Genomic DNA, 17,148 nt, shown 5'->3' with positions numbered 1-17,148 from the left:
CCGCCACTGCCATGGCCGACCCAGGAGCAGTAATGAAGCCGCTAACACCGCGCACCGTGATGGTTGCCGTCGCAGCCCTCGGTGCTCAACCCGCTGTCGCCGAACAGAACAACACCTTCAACCTCGGCGAAATCCAAATCTCCGCACCACGGGACGAAACGCTGTCCACGGGTGGTAGCGTCATCGACTTGAAAGACATTCGGCTGCACGACCGCGAGACCGTCGGCAGCGCGCTCACATTAGCCCCTGGGGTCAACCTCGGTTACATCGGCGGTCGCGCCGAGCAGGTGGTATTCGTGCGCGGTTTCGATCGCTTGCAGGTGCCGGTGTTCATCGACGGCATTCCCACCTACGTGCCTTACGACGGCAACATCGACCTGGGGCGTTTCACCACCTACGACCTGTCACGCATCCAGGTGGACAAGGGCTTCGCCTCGCTGCTGTACGGCCCCAACACCCTGGGCGGGGCGATCAACCTGGTGACCCGCCGCCCCACGCAAGCGTTCGAGGGCGAAGTGGGTGGGGGGCTGGAGCTGACCGATCACGGTAACGTGAATGCCTACCGCAGTTACGCCAACGTGGGTTCCAACCAGGGCCTGTGGTGGGTTCAGGGCGGCGTGTCGTATGTCGATTACGACTACACCCTGCTGCCCGATGACTTCAAGCCGACCAACAACCAGCAGGGCACGGGGCGGCGCGAGAACAGCAACCACCGTGACAGCAAATTCAGCTTCAAAGTCGGCTTCACCCCCAGTGAAACCGATGAGTACGTGCTCGGCTACGTTCAGCAGGAAGGCAGCAAGGGCCAACCGCCGTATGCCGGCGACCTGCCGACCACCGGCCAACGTGCGCGCTGGTGGGAGTGGCCGCGGTCGGACAATACCAGTGTCTTCATCGCCACCAAGACCGGCTTTGGCGAGCACGCCCTTAAAACGCGCGTGTACCACGACACCTTCAAAAACTCGCTGGAAAGCTTCACCTATCGCAATGGCGTGGTCGGCGCTTTGCAGCCGGGCTTCCCCAGCAAATACGATGACGAGAGCAGCGGCTTTTCGGTGGAAGGCGACTTGGCCTTGAGCGAGGCCAACCGCCTGGGCATTGCCTATCACTTCAAAGACGATGTGCATCGCTCGCGTGATGGCGCCAACCCCCAGACCCACTTCCGCGACCAGACTCAATCGATTGCCCTGGAAGACACCCTGCGCCTGAACGACATCTTCAGCGTGGTGGGCGGCGTCTCGTACAACTACCGCAAGAGCCTGGACGCACAGAACTACGGCACCAATGCCAGCTCGCCATCGCAGGCCACGCTCTACGACGAACCCACCGGCAGCAACGACGCCGTCAACGCGCAACTGGGCCTGTTCGCCAATACCAACCCGCTGCTGGGCACCCACGACGACGGCCAACTGCGCCTGACCGTGGCACGCAAAAGCCGCTTCGCGACCATCAAGGACCGCTACTCGACGCGCTTCGGCACGGTGATCCCCAGCCCCGACTTGAAGTCTGAGCGGGCGACACACTATGAGTTCGGCTACAGCGGCCAGATCGCCCCGCAATGGAAGCTGGACGCCGCGCTGTTCGTGGCCAACATCGAGGACTCCATTCAAAACGTCACGGTACCGGCGCAGCCTAACTGCGCCGCGCCCTGTGGCCAGTACCAGAACATTGCCAAAGCGCGAAACCAGGGTGTGGAGCTGGGTATCAACGGCGACCTGGGCAACTGGGAGTTGGCGGCAAACTACACCTGGCTCGACCGCGAGAACCTCAGCGACCACGACCTGCACCCTACCGACACCCCACGCCACAGCGCGTTCGGCTCGGCCTCGTGGCATCTGGGCGACTGGCAACACACCGCCAGCGTGGAGGCCGCATCGCGTCGCTACAACACCTCGGACGGCAACCAGATGGCGCCCGGCTACGCGGTGTACAACCTCAAGAGCGGCTACCGCTTCAGCAACGATGTGCTGATCGAGGGCGGCATTCGCAACCTGTTCGACCGGCTGTATGAATACAGCGAGGGCTACCCTGAAATGGGCCGTCAATACTTCGTGCAATTCAATGTGCCGCTGTAACCGCTGGCTGGCGAGCCTGCTGCTGACGGTCAGCACGCTGCTGAACGCCGCCCCGCAAACCGTGGTGGTCATGACCAGCTACCCCGAGGAGGTGATGACGCGGATCGAGGATGGCTTTGCTCAAGCCCACCCGGGCTATCGCCTGCACATCCTCTGGCGCCAGGGCTTCGATGCCCTGCCCTATCTGCTGCAAGCACAACAGGGCGGTGTCGATGTCTATTGGGCACCGTCGCCGGGCAACTTCGCCCGGCTGGCGAAAGCCGGTAGCTGGCAACCCCTGGGGATCAGCCTGAAGGGCCTGCCGGCACAGATCGGTGGTTTGTCATTGCGTGACCAAGGCCCGCTGTACCAGGCAACCGAGCTCGCGGGCTATGGCTTTGCCATCAACGCCACGTCACTGGGCGAACTGGGGGTTCCGGTACCAAGGGATTGGCCAGACTTGCTCGACCCACGACTGCGCGGGCGCATTGCGCTGCCAGACCCAGGCCGGGTCGGCTTTGCACCGGTCCTGCTGGATATCGTCTTGCGCGCCTATGGCTGGGAACGTGGCTGGGCCCTCTGGAGTGAACTGGCCGGCCAGGCGCGCCTGGTAACGCGGGGTGGCACCCTGGTCAGTGATGAAGTGACCAGCGGGCGTGCAGCAGTCGGGTTGTCGATCGATTTCTTTGTCGCCTCGGCCAAAGCCAATGGCGAGCCGGTGGATTTCATCTATCCGGCCCATGGCGGCCTTAACCCCGCATTCATCGCCATTACAGCCCACAGCCAGGCATTGGCGGGTGCCCGAGCGTTTGCGCAGTTCGTGCTGTCGGAAGCAGGCCAAGGGCTGCTGGCCGATGCCGATATCCGCAAACTGCCCGTTCGTCCCAGTGTTTATCGGCAGTTGCCAGCGGACTACCATGACCCGTTCGTAGCTGCGGGCCTGGGTGCCTATGACTACGGCAACGGCAGCTCACGCGAACGCCTGGCCTTGATCAGCTCATTGTTCACCCACTGGCTCGGCATGCCCCATGAAGCCTTGGGCGAGCTCTGGGCTCGGCTGCACGCGGCCGAAGACGCTGGGCTGGACGTCACCGCCATACGCCAACAGTTGACCGCACCGCCCCTGGATGCCGAACACGCCGAGGCGAAGCCCTTACTGGCACTGTTCGCGGCGCGCCAGGACCAGGGCATGACGCAAGCGCCGGCCAGCGACGCGGACGAACTCGGCCGCCGGGAAATCAACTGGCAGTTCCAGGCCGCGCTTCACCGGGCAGAGGCCGCCCGTTTGCTCGATGGTTTGGGGCAGTGACTGCCGTGCGCGCCGCTTGGTTAACGATGGGTGTGCTGACGAGCCTGCTCGCCAGCGCCGCGACCACGCACACCGCGGCCAACCGTGAAGCCTACTCCCAGCCGTTCACCGGGCTGGACGAAGGCCAACTGGAACGTTTCTTCCGCGGGCGCAGCCTGTTCCGCCAGGCCTGGGTGGTTGCACCGTCCCGAGACGAGGCGGTGGATGGCCTTGGGCCGCTGTACAACCGGGTGTCGTGCATCGCCTGCCACCCCAAGAACGGCCGCGGCCAGGCGCCTGAACACGGGCAGCCGATGCGCAGCATGTTGCTGCGCTTGGCCCTGCCAGGGCACGACGGCCATGGCGGGCCAAAGCCGCACCCCATATACGGCGATCAGCTGAACGACCAGGGTGTGCCTGGCGTGCCGGGTGAAGGGCGCGCCCATGTGCACTGGGAGGAGCAGGCGGTGTCGCTGGGCGATGGCGAAACCGTCATGCTGCGCAAGCCGCGTGTCGAGCTGCGTGAGCTGGCTTATGGGCCATTGGACGCGGAGTTAACGTCGGCACGCGTGGGTTCGCCGGTCATTGGCCTTGGTTTGCTGGAGGCTATCGATGAGCGCACCCTGCACGCCATGGCCTCTGAAGCCAAACCAGATGGCGTGACGGGGCAGGTCAATCAGGTGTGGAGTGTCGAGCGACAACGCACCGAGGCAGGCCGCTTTGGCCTCAAGGCCAACCAGCCGGACCTGCGCCAACAAATCGCCCACGCCATGCTAGGTGATCTTGGCATCACCTCCCCGCTCGCCCCGGTGCGGAACTGCACGCCCAGTCAACAGGCCTGTGCCCACGCGGCGCACGGCGGCGAGCCGGAGCTGGACGCCCTGCAACTCGGCGACCTGCATTTCTACCTCGCTCACCTGGCCGCACCGGCCCGTCGACAACAGGCCGAACCTGCGGTCATTGAGGGCGAAAAACTGTTCGCTGCCAGTGGCTGCACCGCCTGTCACCGCCCCGAGCTGATCACCGGCACACACCCGCTTTATCCCGCCCTGACACAGCAACGCATCGCGCCGTATACCGACCTGTTACTGCACGACATGGGCCCCGGCCTGGCCGATGGCCGTGAAGACTATCTCGCTAACGGCCGGCAGTGGCGCACGGCGGCGCTGTGGGGGCTTGGCCTGAGCGAACGGATTACCCCCGGCAGCGGCTATCTGCACGACGGCCGAGCGCGCACCCTGGAAGAAGCGATTGTCTGGCATGGCGGTGAAGCAGAAGTGGCCCGGCAACGCTATGCGGCGCTGAGCAAGGGCGAGCGGCAGGCGATACGTGCGTTTCTTGAATCTTTGTAGCGCTTGCAAAAAAACCACAGCCCGCACGACAATAAGATTCATTACCACTCGCGAACCATTCCATCACCATGCCCGCCAACGATCTATCCCTGCGTAGCGCCGTCAATGATCTGTACTGCGAACATCACGGCTGGCTCAATGGCTGGCTGCGCAAACGCCTGGGCAATGCGTTCGATGCCGCCGACCTGACGCAGGACACCTTCGTGCGGGTGATAAAGGCACGCAGTGCGCTGGATATTCGCGAGCCACGCCCCTATCTGTCGCGAATTGCCAAGGGCCTGCTGATCGACCTGATTCGTCGACGCTCACTGGAGCAGGCCTACCTGGAGGCCTTGGCTAGCCTGCCGGAGGCGTTGCAGCCTTCACTGGAGGAACAGGCGATCCTGTTGCAGGCACTGGTAGAAATCGACCGCCTGCTGCAAGGGCTTGGCCCGAAGGTGAAGCAGGTGTTCATGCTGTCGCAGTTCGACGGCCTGACCTACCCGCAGATTGCCGAGCACATGAACATCAGCGTGCGCAGCGTCAACAACTACATGGCCAAAGCCATGGAACATTGCTGTTTGATGCAGTTGCAACTGGCATGAGCCTGTCGCCCGCCGAGTTGAACGCCATCAGTGTCGCCGCCCGCTGGTACGCGCGGCTGCACTCCGGCATCGCCACCGACGCCGACCGCAGCGCCTGGAACGACTGGCTGGTTGCCGACCCGGCCCACCGTCAGGCCTGGCAACGCATGGCCGCCGTGGGCGAGCAGATGACCCGCGTGCCCGGCGCCCTGGCGGCCCCTGCCTTGCGCGGCGCCGAGCGCTCTCGGCGCCAGCTGTTGCGCAGTGTCGTGATACTGGTGCCGGCCACTTCGCTGGGCTGGCTGGGTTGGCGCAGCGACACCTCGCAGCAGCTGCTGGCCGACTACCGCACCGCTGTGGGTGAACGCCGCGCGTTTCGCTTGCCCGATGGCGGCTCGCTGCTGCTGAACACCGACACGTCGGTGAACCTCAAGTACGACGGCCAGCAACGGGTGCTGGAACTGTTGCGCGGCGAAATTCTGGTCACCACGGCGGCCGACCCCGCGCACCGGCCGTTCAGTGTGCGCACCCGGCATGGCCAGGTACGGGCGCTGGGCACGCGATTTCTGGTTCGCTCCCAAGCCTTGGAGGGTGACGTGGCCGTGCTCGAGAAGGCGGTGGAAGTGAGGGCGTCCAGCGGTGCGTTGGCAGTGCGTGTGGAAGCTGGGCAATCCATCGCGTTCTCTGACCGTTCGGTGGGGGCAATACGGCGCAATGACGCCTCTGTAGGGGCCTGGCAACAAGGCAGCATCATCGCCCTGGACCGTCCCTTGGGCGAACTGCTGGCGGACCTCTCGCGCTATCGCACCGGGGTGCTGCGCTGTGATCCCCGCATTGCCCAGTTGAAGGTTTCTGGCGCGTTCCCCATCGATGACACCGACCGGGCATTGGCGGCACTGGAGACCGGGTTTGCGCTGCGCGTCACGCGCTACAGCCGTTTTTGGGTCACCGTATCGCCGCCCCCTTCCCCAGCGGGCTGAAAAAACTTTCGCGGGTTTTGCACTTTTCTTACACGACGTTCGGCTCATCCCCCAAAGGGTTCTATTGATCGTTTTCAGGGGGAGGATTGGTATGTCTGCTGTGTTCAAGCGTGGTCGTCTGGCGACTGCAATAAATGTCGGGCTGTTGGCGGCAACCACCGCCGGCGCCTGGCCCATGACGACGTATGCAGCGCCGCAGCCGACGCAGCAAAATGCCGTACGGTCGTACACTATTGCGGGGGGCAGCCTGACTGAAGTCCTCAGCCGCTTCGCCAGTGCGGCGGGCGCCGCGATTTCGTTCGATGCCCGGCAAACAGACGGTTTGCAGAGCCCCGGCCTCAAAGGTGCGTTCGGTGTCAGCGAGGGCTTTACCCAGATTCTGGCAGGCAGCGGCCTGCAGGCCGAGCCGCGGTCAAACGGCACTTATGTGCTGCAGGCGGTGCCGTCGTCGGGCTCGGCACTGGAGCTGGGGGCCACCAACATCACCAGCCAGGTGCTGGGCGCAACCACTGAGAACAGCGGCTCGTACACCACGGGCGCGGTGACCATCGGCAAGGGCGAGCACTCGCTCAAGGAGACGCCGCAGTCGGTCACGGTGATGACGCGCAAAATGATGGACGACCAGAACCTGTACACCATCGATCAGGTCATGGAAAAGACGCCCGGCATCACCGTGTACGACTCGACCATGGGCGGCAAATACTTCTATTCGCGCGGGTTCCGCATGTCGGGCCAGTACCAGTACGACGGCGTGCCGCTGGACATGGGCAACCTCTATGTTCAAGCCGACAGCTTCAGCAGTGACATGGCCTACTACGACCGGGTCGAGGTGCTGCGCGGCGCAGCCGGCATGATGAAAGGGTCGGGCGGGACCGCTGGCGGGGTGAACTTCGTGCGCAAGCGTGGCCTGGCGGCGGCGCATACCGACATCACCCTGTCCGGAGGCAGTTGGGACAACTATCGCGGGCAGCTCGACACCGGTGGGCCGCTGAACGCAGCCGGCACCTTGCGTGGCCGGGCGGTCGTGGCGGAGCAGAGCCGGCATTACTCGGTCGACGACGCCAACCGCAAGGACCAGGTGTACTACGGCGCCCTCGACGTCGATGTCAGCCCCGACACGACGTTGGGCCTAGGCGTTGCCTACGAGGACGTGGATGCCAACCCCTGCTGGGGCGGCCTGCCACGCTACCGGGACCGCAGCGACCTGAACCTCAGCCGCTCGACCTGCCTCGACCCTTCGTGGAATACCTGGCGCAGCCAGCGCACCACGGTGTTCACCGACCTCACCCACCAGCTCGACGAAGACTGGAGGCTCAAGGTGGCGAGCGTTTATACAAAGAACACCCAAGACATCAAGTACGCCTTCGCGTCCGGTGCGGTGACGCCTGGCATTGATACCACTGGCATGCTGGGCAGTATGTATGACTATGACCAGGTCGATTACGGCCTGGATGCCTATGTGGATGGCAAGTTCGCTGCCTTCGGCCAGCAACATGAACTGGTGCTGGGCATGAACGCCAGCCGCTCGAAGAAAGATGACTTCTACTCGGTGGCGTTCCTTGCGCAACGGCAGAACGTGTTCAACCCCGACAAGTTCATCCCTGAGCCAGATGACAGCTACTTCATCGAGCACTCGTCGCGCGGTGGCCCGGTCAAGTCCGTGACCACACAAAAAGGCCTCTACTCGACCCTGCGCCTGAAACTGGCCGACCCGTTGACCCTGGTGATGGGGGGCCGGGTGAGTTGGTATAACGCCGAGACCGATACCGTCTTCATCGACACCGCCACGCCGCCGCAGCACTCCAACGCCCGCGAGACCGGGCAGGTCACACCCTTTGCCGGCGTGCTGCTGGACCTGAACGAAAACCTGACGGCCTACGCCAGCTACTCGGACATCTTCACCCCGCAAGGCAGCTACCGGGACGAACAAGGTTCGGCGCTCAAACCGTTGGTGGGCCAGAGCTATGAACTGGGGATCAAGGGGGCCTGGTTCGACGGGCGTTTGAACGGCGCCTTCAACCTGTTCCGCACCATTCAGAAGGACCAGGCGCAGACCGACTACAACTCGTCGTGCCCCTCCTCGGATGGCTATTGCTACGTGAACGCCGGCAAGGTCCGCGCCCAGGGTTTCGAGGCCGAGATCAGTGGTGAAGTCATCGAGCGCCTGCAATTGCTGGCGGGCTACACCTACACCCAGACCAAGACCCTCGACGATATCGACACCAGCCTGAACGGCGCGGCGTTCAACAGCTATGTGCCTCGGCACGTGCTGCGCCTGTGGGGCGAGTACGCGCTCGATGGCGCTTTTGAGCGGTTCAGCCTGGGTGCCGGGGTGAACGCGCAGAGCGATAACTTCCGGGTTTCGCCTGCCAGTGGCGAGAAGATCAGCCAGGCGGGGTACGCGGTTTGGAATGGCCGGATCGGTTACCGGATCGACGATACCTGGTCGGTGGCGGTTAACGGCAACAACCTGTTCGACAAGCGTTATTACGCCAGTATCGGGACAGAGACGTTTGGTAATTATTATGGGGAGCCGCGTAATTTCATGGTGTCGGTCAAGGCCAGTTTTTGATGTGAGGGGTGGGGTGAGCCGGCGGTAGATTGAGGGAGGGCCGCCAGGTGCATGGCGATGGATTTGCAGCGCCTATGAGATCGAGCGCCGCCCGCGCGGCGCATCGCGAGCAACGCTCGCTCCTACGTTTGTTTCGGGCCAGTGAGGCCTGTGAAGTCTGCGCGCGACCGCCTTGTTTGTCCGACTGGATATCAAGGTGGGCACCAAGGGGCCGCGCGCCCATGCCTCAGGAATAACTGGCCCGAAACAGATGTGGGAGCAGCCTTGTGCTGCGAAGCGCCGCGCGGGCGGCGCTCGATCTCATAGGCGCCGCAAAACTCAAGACATGCACCCACACCCAATCATCAAAAATTCTGACAACAATCGTCTTCCATCATCAGCCAAAACGGGCATAAATTCTCTACCGTCAACCCCCAGCACCAACGGTAGAGCCCAATGCCCAGCCACCACCAAACGCCCGCCTCCCCTGCCCTGGACATCCTGATCCAGCGCTCCGCCCTGCCCAGCCCTGCGCTCAGCGAGGCCCAGGCACACGCCTTGCTGCAGGCGCACTACGGCTTCGCGGGCAGCCTGTCATCGCTGGGCAGCCAGCAAGACTTGAACTTCCGCGTGGATGCCGCCCAGGGCCGTTTCGTGCTCAAGGCCTGCCACGGCAGCTATGCCCAGGTCGAACTGGAGGCGCAGCATGCCGCGCTGGCGTACCTGCGCGAACAGGGTTTGCCGGTACCCGCAGTGCGCCCGGCGCAAAACGGGCAGGCATTGCTGGCCCTGGACATCGATGGGCAACCGCTGCGGGTGCGCCTGCTCGACTACATCGACGGCCAACCGCTGACCCGCCTCAAACACATGGCACCGCGCCTGATAGCCGAGCTGGGCGGGCTTTGCGCGAAAGTGGACCAAGCCTTGGCCGAGTTTGACCACCCCGGCTTGAACCGCACCCTGCAATGGGACCCGCAGCACGCGCAGGCGTTGATCCAGCACCTGCTGCCGGTGTTGCAAGACGCCGGGCAACGCGCCCGTGTCGAGCAAACCACTCAACTGGCTGCCGAGCGCCTGGCGCCGCTGGTGGAGCAGCTGCCAAGCCAAGCCGTGCACCTGGACATCACCGATGACAACGCCGTGTGGGCCCGCGATGACGAGCGCCAGTGGCAGGTGCAGGGCGTCATCGATTTTGGCGACCTGCTGCGTACCTGGCGCATTGCCGACCTCTCGGTGACCTGCGCAGCACTGCTGCACCATGCCGAAGGCGACCCACTGCGCATTCTGCCGGCGGTGCGGGCCTACCAGGCCCTCAACCCGCTGAGCGAAGCCGAACTGCGTGCCCTGTGGCCGCTGGTGCTCAACCGCGCCGCGGTATTGGTGCTGAGCAGCGAGCAACAGCTGGCTGTAGACCCGGGCAATCAGTACATCCGCAACAACATCGCGCACGAATGGGAGATTTTCGACACCGCGGCTGCCGTGCCATTCGCACTGATGGAGGCGGCTATTCTGCTGGCGGCCGGTGTTCAACCCAGCCGGCCCGACCTGGCCAGTTGCGCGCCCCTGCTGCCTGAACGGGTCGGCCAGCCGGTGGCTCGCCTCGACCTGGGCGTGCTCAGCCCGCACTGCGAAGCGGGCAACTGGGAACAACCAGGCTTCGACCAACGCCTGCTGGCTGCACAACCGGCCCCGGCGTGCACGCTGCATGGCCAATATCGCCTGTCACAAACCCATATCGACCGCGCTGAAGAACCTGCCACCTGCGCGCTGGGTGTCGAATTGCATGTGCCCAACGCCAGCACCGTGCAGGCGCCGCAGGCCGGTACCTGGCAGCGCCATGGCGATGGCCGCGGTTGCCTGCGCACACCCCACTGGAGCTTGTGGCTAGGTGGCCTGGAGGATGCTCCGGCAGATGGGCAGGCCCTGGCAAAAGGTCAAAAATTGGGCAGCAGCGGTGGCTTGCTCAGCATTCAGCTGTGCCTGGATAACGGCGCCCGCCCGCCGTTTTTCGCCACCCCCTCCCAGGCCGCTGCCTGGCTAGCGCTGTGCCCGTCGCCTGCCGCGCTGCTGGGCTTTGATTGCGACGCCGAACCGCTGCCCGATGCACAGGCGCTGCTGGCACGTCGTGATGCCAGCTTCGCCCGTTCGCAAAAGCACTACTACGCGCAACCGCCCCATATCGAACGCGGCTGGCGCAATTATTTGATCGACATGCAGGGCCGGTCTTACCTGGACATGCTCAACAACGTGGCCGTGCTTGGCCACGGGCACCCACGCATGGTGGCGGAATCGGCGCGGCAATGGTCGCTGCTGAACACCAACTCGCGCTTCCACTACGCGGCCATCGCCGAGTTCTCCGAACGCCTGCTGAAGCTGGCGCCAGCAGGCTTCGACCGGGTGTTCCTGGTCAACAGCGGCACCGAGGCCAACGACTTGGCCATCCGCCTGGCCTGGGCCTACAGCGGCGGGCGCGACCTGCTCAGCGTGCTGGAGGCCTACCACGGCTGGTCGGTGGCTACAGACGCCATTTCCACCTCTATCGCCGACAACCCGCAAGCCCTGGAAACCCGGCCAGACTGGGTGCACCCGGTCGAGGCACCGAACACCTTCCGTGGGCGCTTCCGTGGTGCCGACAGTGCCGCCGACTACCTGCGCGACGTCGACGCCAAGCTGGCCGACCTCGATGCCCGTGGCCGCCAACTGGCCGGCTTCATCTGCGAGCCGGTGTACGGCAACGCCGGGGGCATCTCGCTGCCAGCGGGCTACCTGCAGGACGCCTACGCCAAGGTGCGCGCCCGCGGTGGCGTGTGCATCGCCGACGAGGTGCAGGTGGGTTATGGCCGACTGGGCGAGTACTTCTGGGGCTTCGAGGAGCAAGGGGTGGTGCCCGACATCATCACCATGGCCAAGGGCATGGGCAACGGCCAGCCGCTGGGGGTAGTGATCACCCGGCGCGAAATCGCCGAGGCGCTGGAGGCGCAGGGTTATTTCTTCTCATCGGCGGGGGGCAGCCCGGTCAGTTGCCGCATCGGCATGGCGGTGCTGGACGTGATGCAAGAGGAAGGGCTGTGGGACAACGCCCGCGACACCGGCCGCTACTTCAAGGCGCGCTTGCAGGCGCTGGTCGACAAGCACCCGCTCGCAGGTGCGGCGCATGGCTCGGGCTTCTACCTGGGGCTTGAGTTGGTACGCGACCGGCAGACGCTGGAGCCGGCGACCGAGGAGACCTTGCTGCTGTGCGACCGCTTGCGTGACCTGGGCATCTTCATGCAGCCGACCGGCGACTACCTCAACATCCTCAAGATCAAACCACCGATGTGCACCACACGGGCGAGCGTGGACTACTTTGTCGACAGCGTGGACCGTATCCTGTCGGAAGATCTGTAAGAGATTGTTATAGGCCTGCTTGAAAACTCATACTTTTCTGCAGCAACACACCGTCATAACGGGGGCCGCTGCGCAGCCCATCACAGCCTACGCGGCTCAACCGATCAATCAGGTTTTCTGACAATGGCCTTCACCAGCGACTCACTTGCAGTTTTTCTGGCCGTACTGGAGGCAGGGTCGTTTTCCGCAGCAGCGCGCAAGCTGGGCCGCGTGCCTTCGGCCGTGAGCATGGCCATCGCCCAGCTGGAAGCCGAGCTGGACCTGGCCCTGTTCGACCGGGCCACGCGCAAAGCCTTGCCAACCAGCGCCGCCTTGGCCCTCGAACCCCAGGCCCGGCAGGTGATCTGCCAGCTCAACCTGCTCGACGCCCAGGCCCTGCAGCTGCACAAGGGGCTGGAAAAGCGCTTGACCATCGCCATGGCCCCCGAGCTGCAAACCGGCCGCTGGAGCCAGCCGCTGGAAACCCTCGCGCAAGAATTCCCAAGCCTTGAGATCGAAGTGCGTTCGGCCACGCAAGCCGAAGCGATTCGTTTGCTGCATGACGGCAGCGTGCAGCTGGCGCTGGTTTTCGAACGGCCCGGCATCGATGAACGTGAGTCGTTTCTTGAAGCCGGCAGCCAGTTGCTGGTCGCCGTCGCGTCCCCCCGCCACCCCGCCGGGCGCAACAGCGGCACGCCACTGCCCGAAGAAGCTTTCGCCGAGCAACGGCAAATCATCGTGGCCTCCGGCAAAGCCACCGGCTCCGACCCGCGCATGGTGTTGTCACGGCGCATCTGGCTGACCGACAGTTATCTGGCTACGCTGGATCTGGTGCAATCCGGCCTGGGGTGGGCCTACCTGCCGCAGCCGCTGGTCGAACCGTTGATTGCCTCGGGCGCCTTGGCCGAGGTGCGCTTCGACAACATGGCCAGCCGCTTACGGCTGTGGGTCGACATCATCTGGGTCAAACCGCGGCCCCTGGGCCTGGGCGCGCGGCGCTACCTGGAAGTTGTACGGCAACTGTTCGAAAAGGAGCCGCCAAGGGCCTGACCACGCGCAATGGCCGTCCGGCCGACAACCCGCGGGCACGCCCGCAAGCGAGGCAAACATGCGTCCTTTGATTAGAGCGTTCTACCTGCTGTCGCTGTTCACCTTCGCCAGCCTCGCCCAGGCGGCCGAAACCCCCAGGCAGATCGTCGACGCCTACATGGCAGCCTGGAACGCCCATGACGCCGAAAAGGCCGCCAGCTACCTGGCCAAGGACGCCGAATACTTCGACGTCACCGTCGGCACCCCGCAAAAGGGCCGCGAAGCCGCACGCGACAACGTGATCAAGGTGTTCGTGGGCGCCGTGCCAGACCTCAAATGGAAGATCAACGGCACGCCGATCGTCGACCAGGACGGCATCGCCTTCCAGTGGACCTTCAGCGGCACCAACACTGGCGCCTGGGACGCGCAAACGCCCGCCACCCACAAAGCGCTGTCGTTCGATGGGGTGAGCTATGTGAAGGTCAAAGACGGCAAGATCATCTACCAAGGGGACTACTACGACGCCCTGGGCTTGCACAAGCAGTTAGGGTGGTAACAGCGGCCGGCATCATCAGGCGGGCGCGACCAACCGGTAACCGACGCCCGCCTCGGTGATGATGAAACGCGGCGCCATGGGGTCATCCCCGAGTTTTTGCCGCAGGTGCCCGACCACGATCCGCAGGTAGTGGGTATCGTCCACATGGGTCGGCCCCCAAATGTCCTTGAGCAACTGCTGCTGGGTAATCACCCGGCCCGGGTGCCCGGCCAGCTGGGCCAGCAACGCATACTCCTTGCGGGTCAGCGCCACCTCGACGCCCTCCAGGGTCACACGGCGGAAGGCAAAGTCCACGGTCAACGGCCCGAAACTGGCCGCCACCTCGCCCCCGCCGGCCTGCGGCACCTGGCGCAGCAAGGCGCGCACCCGCGCCAGAAACTCCTGAATACCAAACGGCTTGGTCACGTAGTCATTCGCGCCGCCGTCCAGCGCATCGACCTTCTGCACCTCACTGGCACGCACCGACAGCACCAGCACCGGCACTGCGCTCCACTCACGCAGTTCGCGCAGCACTTGCTGGCCGTCCATGTCCGGCAGGCCGAGGTCGAGCACCACCAGGTCGGGCTTGCCCAAGGCGGCCTGCGCCAGGCCCTCGCTGCCGGTGGCGGCCTCGATCACCTTGTAGCCCTGGGACGTCAGGCTGATGCGCAAAAACTTGCGGATCTGCGGTTCATCGTCGATGACCAGGAGGGTGGCGGACTGGCTCATGGGGCTTCGCTTTCGGCTTCAGGTTGAGGGGGCAGCGGCAAGCATAAAGTGATGCCGGTGCCCTGGCCATCGATCCCTTCACCCACCAGGATCTGCCCGCCATGGGCGCCGATCATGCCCTGGCAGATCGCCAGGCCCAGGCCAGTGCCCTGCCCGCCCCGGTCACCGCGGGCGGCGGTGTAGAACATGTCGAAAATCTTCTCCCGCTCGGCCACAGGAATGCCTGGGCCCTGGTCGCTGACGGCAATGCGCAGTTGTTCGCCCTGCACCGACACCTGCAGTTCCAGCCGACCCTGGGCCGGCGAGAAGCGTGCAGCGTTCTCCAGCACGTTGACCAAGGCCTGCTCGATCAGCGCCGCATGCACGAACAGCAACGGCAGCTCGGCCGGCACATCGGTGTGCACGCGCAGGGGCGCAAGCACCACCCGCAGGCGGTTCAGCGCACTGCCGACGATGTCTGCGGGGGCCACCCAGTCGCGGGCCAGCTTGAGGCCGCCATGGCCCAACCGGGTCATGTCGAGCAGGTTCTGGATGTAGCGGTCCAGGCGCTCGGCCTCGTTGCGGGTGCCTTCCAGCAACTCGCGGCGGTCGTCCTCGGGGATCGCCTCACCCAGCGCCAGCAAGCTGTCAATGCTGCCGCGCATGGCGGTCAAGGGCGTGCGCAGGTCGTGGGAGACCGAGGCTAACAAGGCACTGCGCAGTTGCTCGGTTTCGCCATGCAGGCGCGCCGCTTCCAGTTGTTCGGCCAGGCGGGCGCGGGCCAGGGCTTGGGCCAGGGGTTGGCCGAGGGCCATGAGCAGGCGCCGGCGCTGGGCGCTGAGCGGGTCGCCAGAGCGCGGGCGCACGCCGAGCAAGGCCAGCGGGTGGTCATCGACCGCCAGCGGCCACCACCACCAGCGGCCATTGGGCAAGGTATCGCTGCCATGGCCAGCCGCCTGCCCGTGCTGCCAGGCCCACTCGGCGGCGGCGCGCTCGTTGTCACTGAGGCCCTGGGCCTCGCCACTGGCCAGGTGCAGCTGGCCTTCGGGGTTACGTTCGAGCAGGCAGACTTGCACATCCTGCCAGCCGTCAAGGTGTTGGCCGGCGGCGTTGAACACCGCTTGGCGGTCGGCGGCAACGGTCAGGCGGCGGGATAAATCAAGCAACTGGCTGGTCTGCGCCTGCGTCTCGCGCAGCGCCTGCAACTGGCGGCGCTGGCGGGCCGCAAGGTTTCCGGTGAGGGCCGCCATCAGCAGGAAGAACACCAAGGTCAGCACGTCTTCCTCGCGCTGGATGCTGAACGAGAAATTGGGCGGGATGAACAGGAAGTCGTAGGTCAGAAACGACAGCGCGGCGCAGGCCAAGGCCGGCCCAAGGCTGCTGCGCACCGCTACCAGCAGCACGGCGGCAAGGAATACCAGGGAGATATTGGGCAGCGCCAGCACGCTGGACACGGCCCACGACAAACCGGCCGCCAGCAGTGTGGCAAGCAGGGCCAGCAGGTAGTGCCGCCACACCCATACCCGTTGCACCGCCGCACTGGCCGGGGCCGGCTGGGCATCGCGGTCGAGCACGTTGATCTCCAGGCCGTGGCTTTCGCGCAGCAGCCGCGCCGCTACACCGGCGCCGAAGAAGCGACGGCGCAGGCGATCACGCGACTGCCCCACCAGCACCAGGCTGGCCCGCCGCTCGCTGGCATGCTGGATCAGCGTGCGCGCCACTTCACCGGCGCGCAGCAGCACCACTTCGCCGCCCAGGCGCTCAGCCAGTTGCTGCGCGGCCTGCAGGCGTTGGCGTGCGGCTTCGTCGCGCAGCTTACCGTTGTCGACGTGCACCAGGCTCCAGGGCAAGTGCCGGCGTTGCGCTACGCGGCTGGCGTGGCGCACCAGGCGTTCGGCCTGGTCGTCGCCATCGATGCCCACCAGCAGGCGCCCGCGCAGGGCCGGAGCCTCCTGCCCGCGCTGGCGGTAGCCGTGGGCCAGGTCGGCGTCGACCTGGGCGGCGGCGGTCTGCATGGCCAGCTCGCGCAATGCGGTGAGGTTGGTCTGGGAAAAATAGGCATCGATCGCAGCCCGCGCCTGCTCGGGCACGTACACCTTGCCTTCGCGCAAGCGCTCCAGCAATTCGCGCGGTGGCAGGTCGATCAAGACCAATTCGAACGCTTCCTGCAGCACCCAGTCCGGCAGGGTTTCGCGCACCTGCACGCCGGTGATATCGCGGACCTTGTCGTTGAGGCTTTCCAGGTGCTGAACGTTGACCGTGGTGTACACGTCGATGCCGGCGGCGAGCAGTTCCTGAACGTCCTGCCAGCGCTTGGCGTGGCGGCTGCCGGGGGCGTTGGTGTGGGCCAGTTCGTCGACCAGGGCCAACGCAGGTGCGGCCTTGAGCAGGCCGTCGAGGTCCATTTCCTCAAGGGTGACGCCACGGTACTCGCTGCGCAGCAGGGGCTGCTGGGGCAAGCCGCCAAGCAGCGATTCGGTTTCGGCGCGGCCATGGGTTTCGACGACCCCGGCCAGCAGGTGTACGCCCTGGCGTTGCTGGCTGTGGGCGGCTTGCAGCATGGCGTAGGTCTTGCCCACACCCGGTGCGGCGCCGAGGAATACCTTGAGCCTGCCGCGGCCTTCGCGCGGGAGGTTGGCCAACAGCGCGTCTGCGCGGGCGGAATCACTCATGTTTCATCCTTCGATTGTGCGGCGATCGGTGCATCTGGGCCTGCTCTGCA

11 protein-coding genes are annotated in these 17,148 nt (G+C 65.1%); 9 read left to right on the top strand and 2 right to left on the bottom strand.

What is annotated here, in order from left to right:
* Positions 1–32 precede the first annotated feature (32 nt).
* The 9 genes from QOS90_RS06650 (at position 33) to QOS90_RS06610 (ending at position 13,739) form a co-directional block, all read left to right on the top strand.
* A complete protein-coding gene (locus QOS90_RS06650; protein WP_085272587.1) occupies positions 33–2,075 on the top strand; it encodes a TonB-dependent receptor plug domain-containing protein in 2,043 nt (680 codons plus the stop codon).
* A complete protein-coding gene (locus QOS90_RS06645; protein ID WP_085272586.1) occupies positions 2,062–3,363 on the top strand; it encodes an ABC transporter substrate-binding protein in 1,302 nt (433 codons plus the stop codon). Before QOS90_RS06650 ends, QOS90_RS06645 begins: the two co-directional genes overlap by 14 nt.
* Positions 3,360–4,694, top strand: a complete 1,335-nt coding sequence (locus QOS90_RS06640; RefSeq protein ID WP_283600543.1) for a di-heme oxidoreductase family protein — start codon at positions 3,360–3,362, stop codon at positions 4,692–4,694. The genes QOS90_RS06645 and QOS90_RS06640 overlap by 4 nt, the downstream gene beginning before the upstream one ends.
* Positions 4,695–4,762: 68 nt before the next feature.
* Positions 4,763–5,278, top strand: coding sequence for a sigma-70 family RNA polymerase sigma factor (locus tag QOS90_RS06635; protein WP_085272584.1), 516 nt, complete (start codon positions 4,763–4,765; stop codon positions 5,276–5,278).
* Entirely contained in the window at positions 5,275–6,237 is a 963-nt protein-coding gene (locus QOS90_RS06630; RefSeq protein ID WP_085272583.1) for a FecR domain-containing protein, read from the top strand. The genes QOS90_RS06635 and QOS90_RS06630 overlap by 4 nt, the downstream gene beginning before the upstream one ends.
* Positions 6,238–6,328: 91 nt before the next feature.
* Positions 6,329–8,809 carry a TonB-dependent siderophore receptor gene (locus QOS90_RS06625; RefSeq protein ID WP_085272582.1) on the top strand — a complete coding sequence of 827 codons (2,481 nt, stop codon included), beginning with the start codon at positions 6,329–6,331 and terminating at the stop codon, positions 8,807–8,809.
* Positions 8,810–9,244: 435 nt separating this feature from the next.
* A complete protein-coding gene (locus QOS90_RS06620) occupies positions 9,245–12,175 on the top strand; it encodes an aminotransferase (RefSeq protein ID WP_085272581.1) in 2,931 nt (976 codons plus the stop codon).
* A 123-nt stretch (positions 12,176–12,298) separates the two neighbouring features.
* Entirely contained in the window at positions 12,299–13,204 is a 906-nt protein-coding gene (locus QOS90_RS06615; protein WP_027592843.1) for a LysR family transcriptional regulator, read from the top strand.
* Positions 13,205–13,262: 58 nt separating this feature from the next.
* A complete protein-coding gene (locus tag QOS90_RS06610; RefSeq protein WP_085272580.1) occupies positions 13,263–13,739 on the top strand; it encodes an ester cyclase in 477 nt (158 codons plus the stop codon).
* Positions 13,740–13,754: 15 nt separating this feature from the next.
* On the opposite strand, the gene QOS90_RS06605 is transcribed toward QOS90_RS06610, so the two are convergent.
* Complete coding sequence (locus QOS90_RS06605) at positions 13,755–14,447, bottom strand: response regulator (protein WP_027592845.1); 693 nt, start codon at positions 14,445–14,447, stop codon at positions 13,755–13,757.
* A complete protein-coding gene (locus QOS90_RS06600) occupies positions 14,444–17,098 on the bottom strand; it encodes a DUF4118 domain-containing protein (protein ID WP_085272579.1) in 2,655 nt (884 codons plus the stop codon). The genes QOS90_RS06605 and QOS90_RS06600 overlap by 4 nt, the downstream gene beginning before the upstream one ends.
* Between the last annotated feature and the right edge of the window lie 50 nt (positions 17,099–17,148).

This window comes from Pseudomonas sp. LAIL14HWK12:I10 (assembly GCF_900184205.1).
Lineage (GTDB): Bacteria > Pseudomonadota > Gammaproteobacteria > Pseudomonadales > Pseudomonadaceae > Aquipseudomonas > Aquipseudomonas kermanshahensis.
The sequence above is the reverse complement of the archived record's forward strand: the minus strand, read 5'-3'. Positions and strand labels throughout refer to the sequence as shown.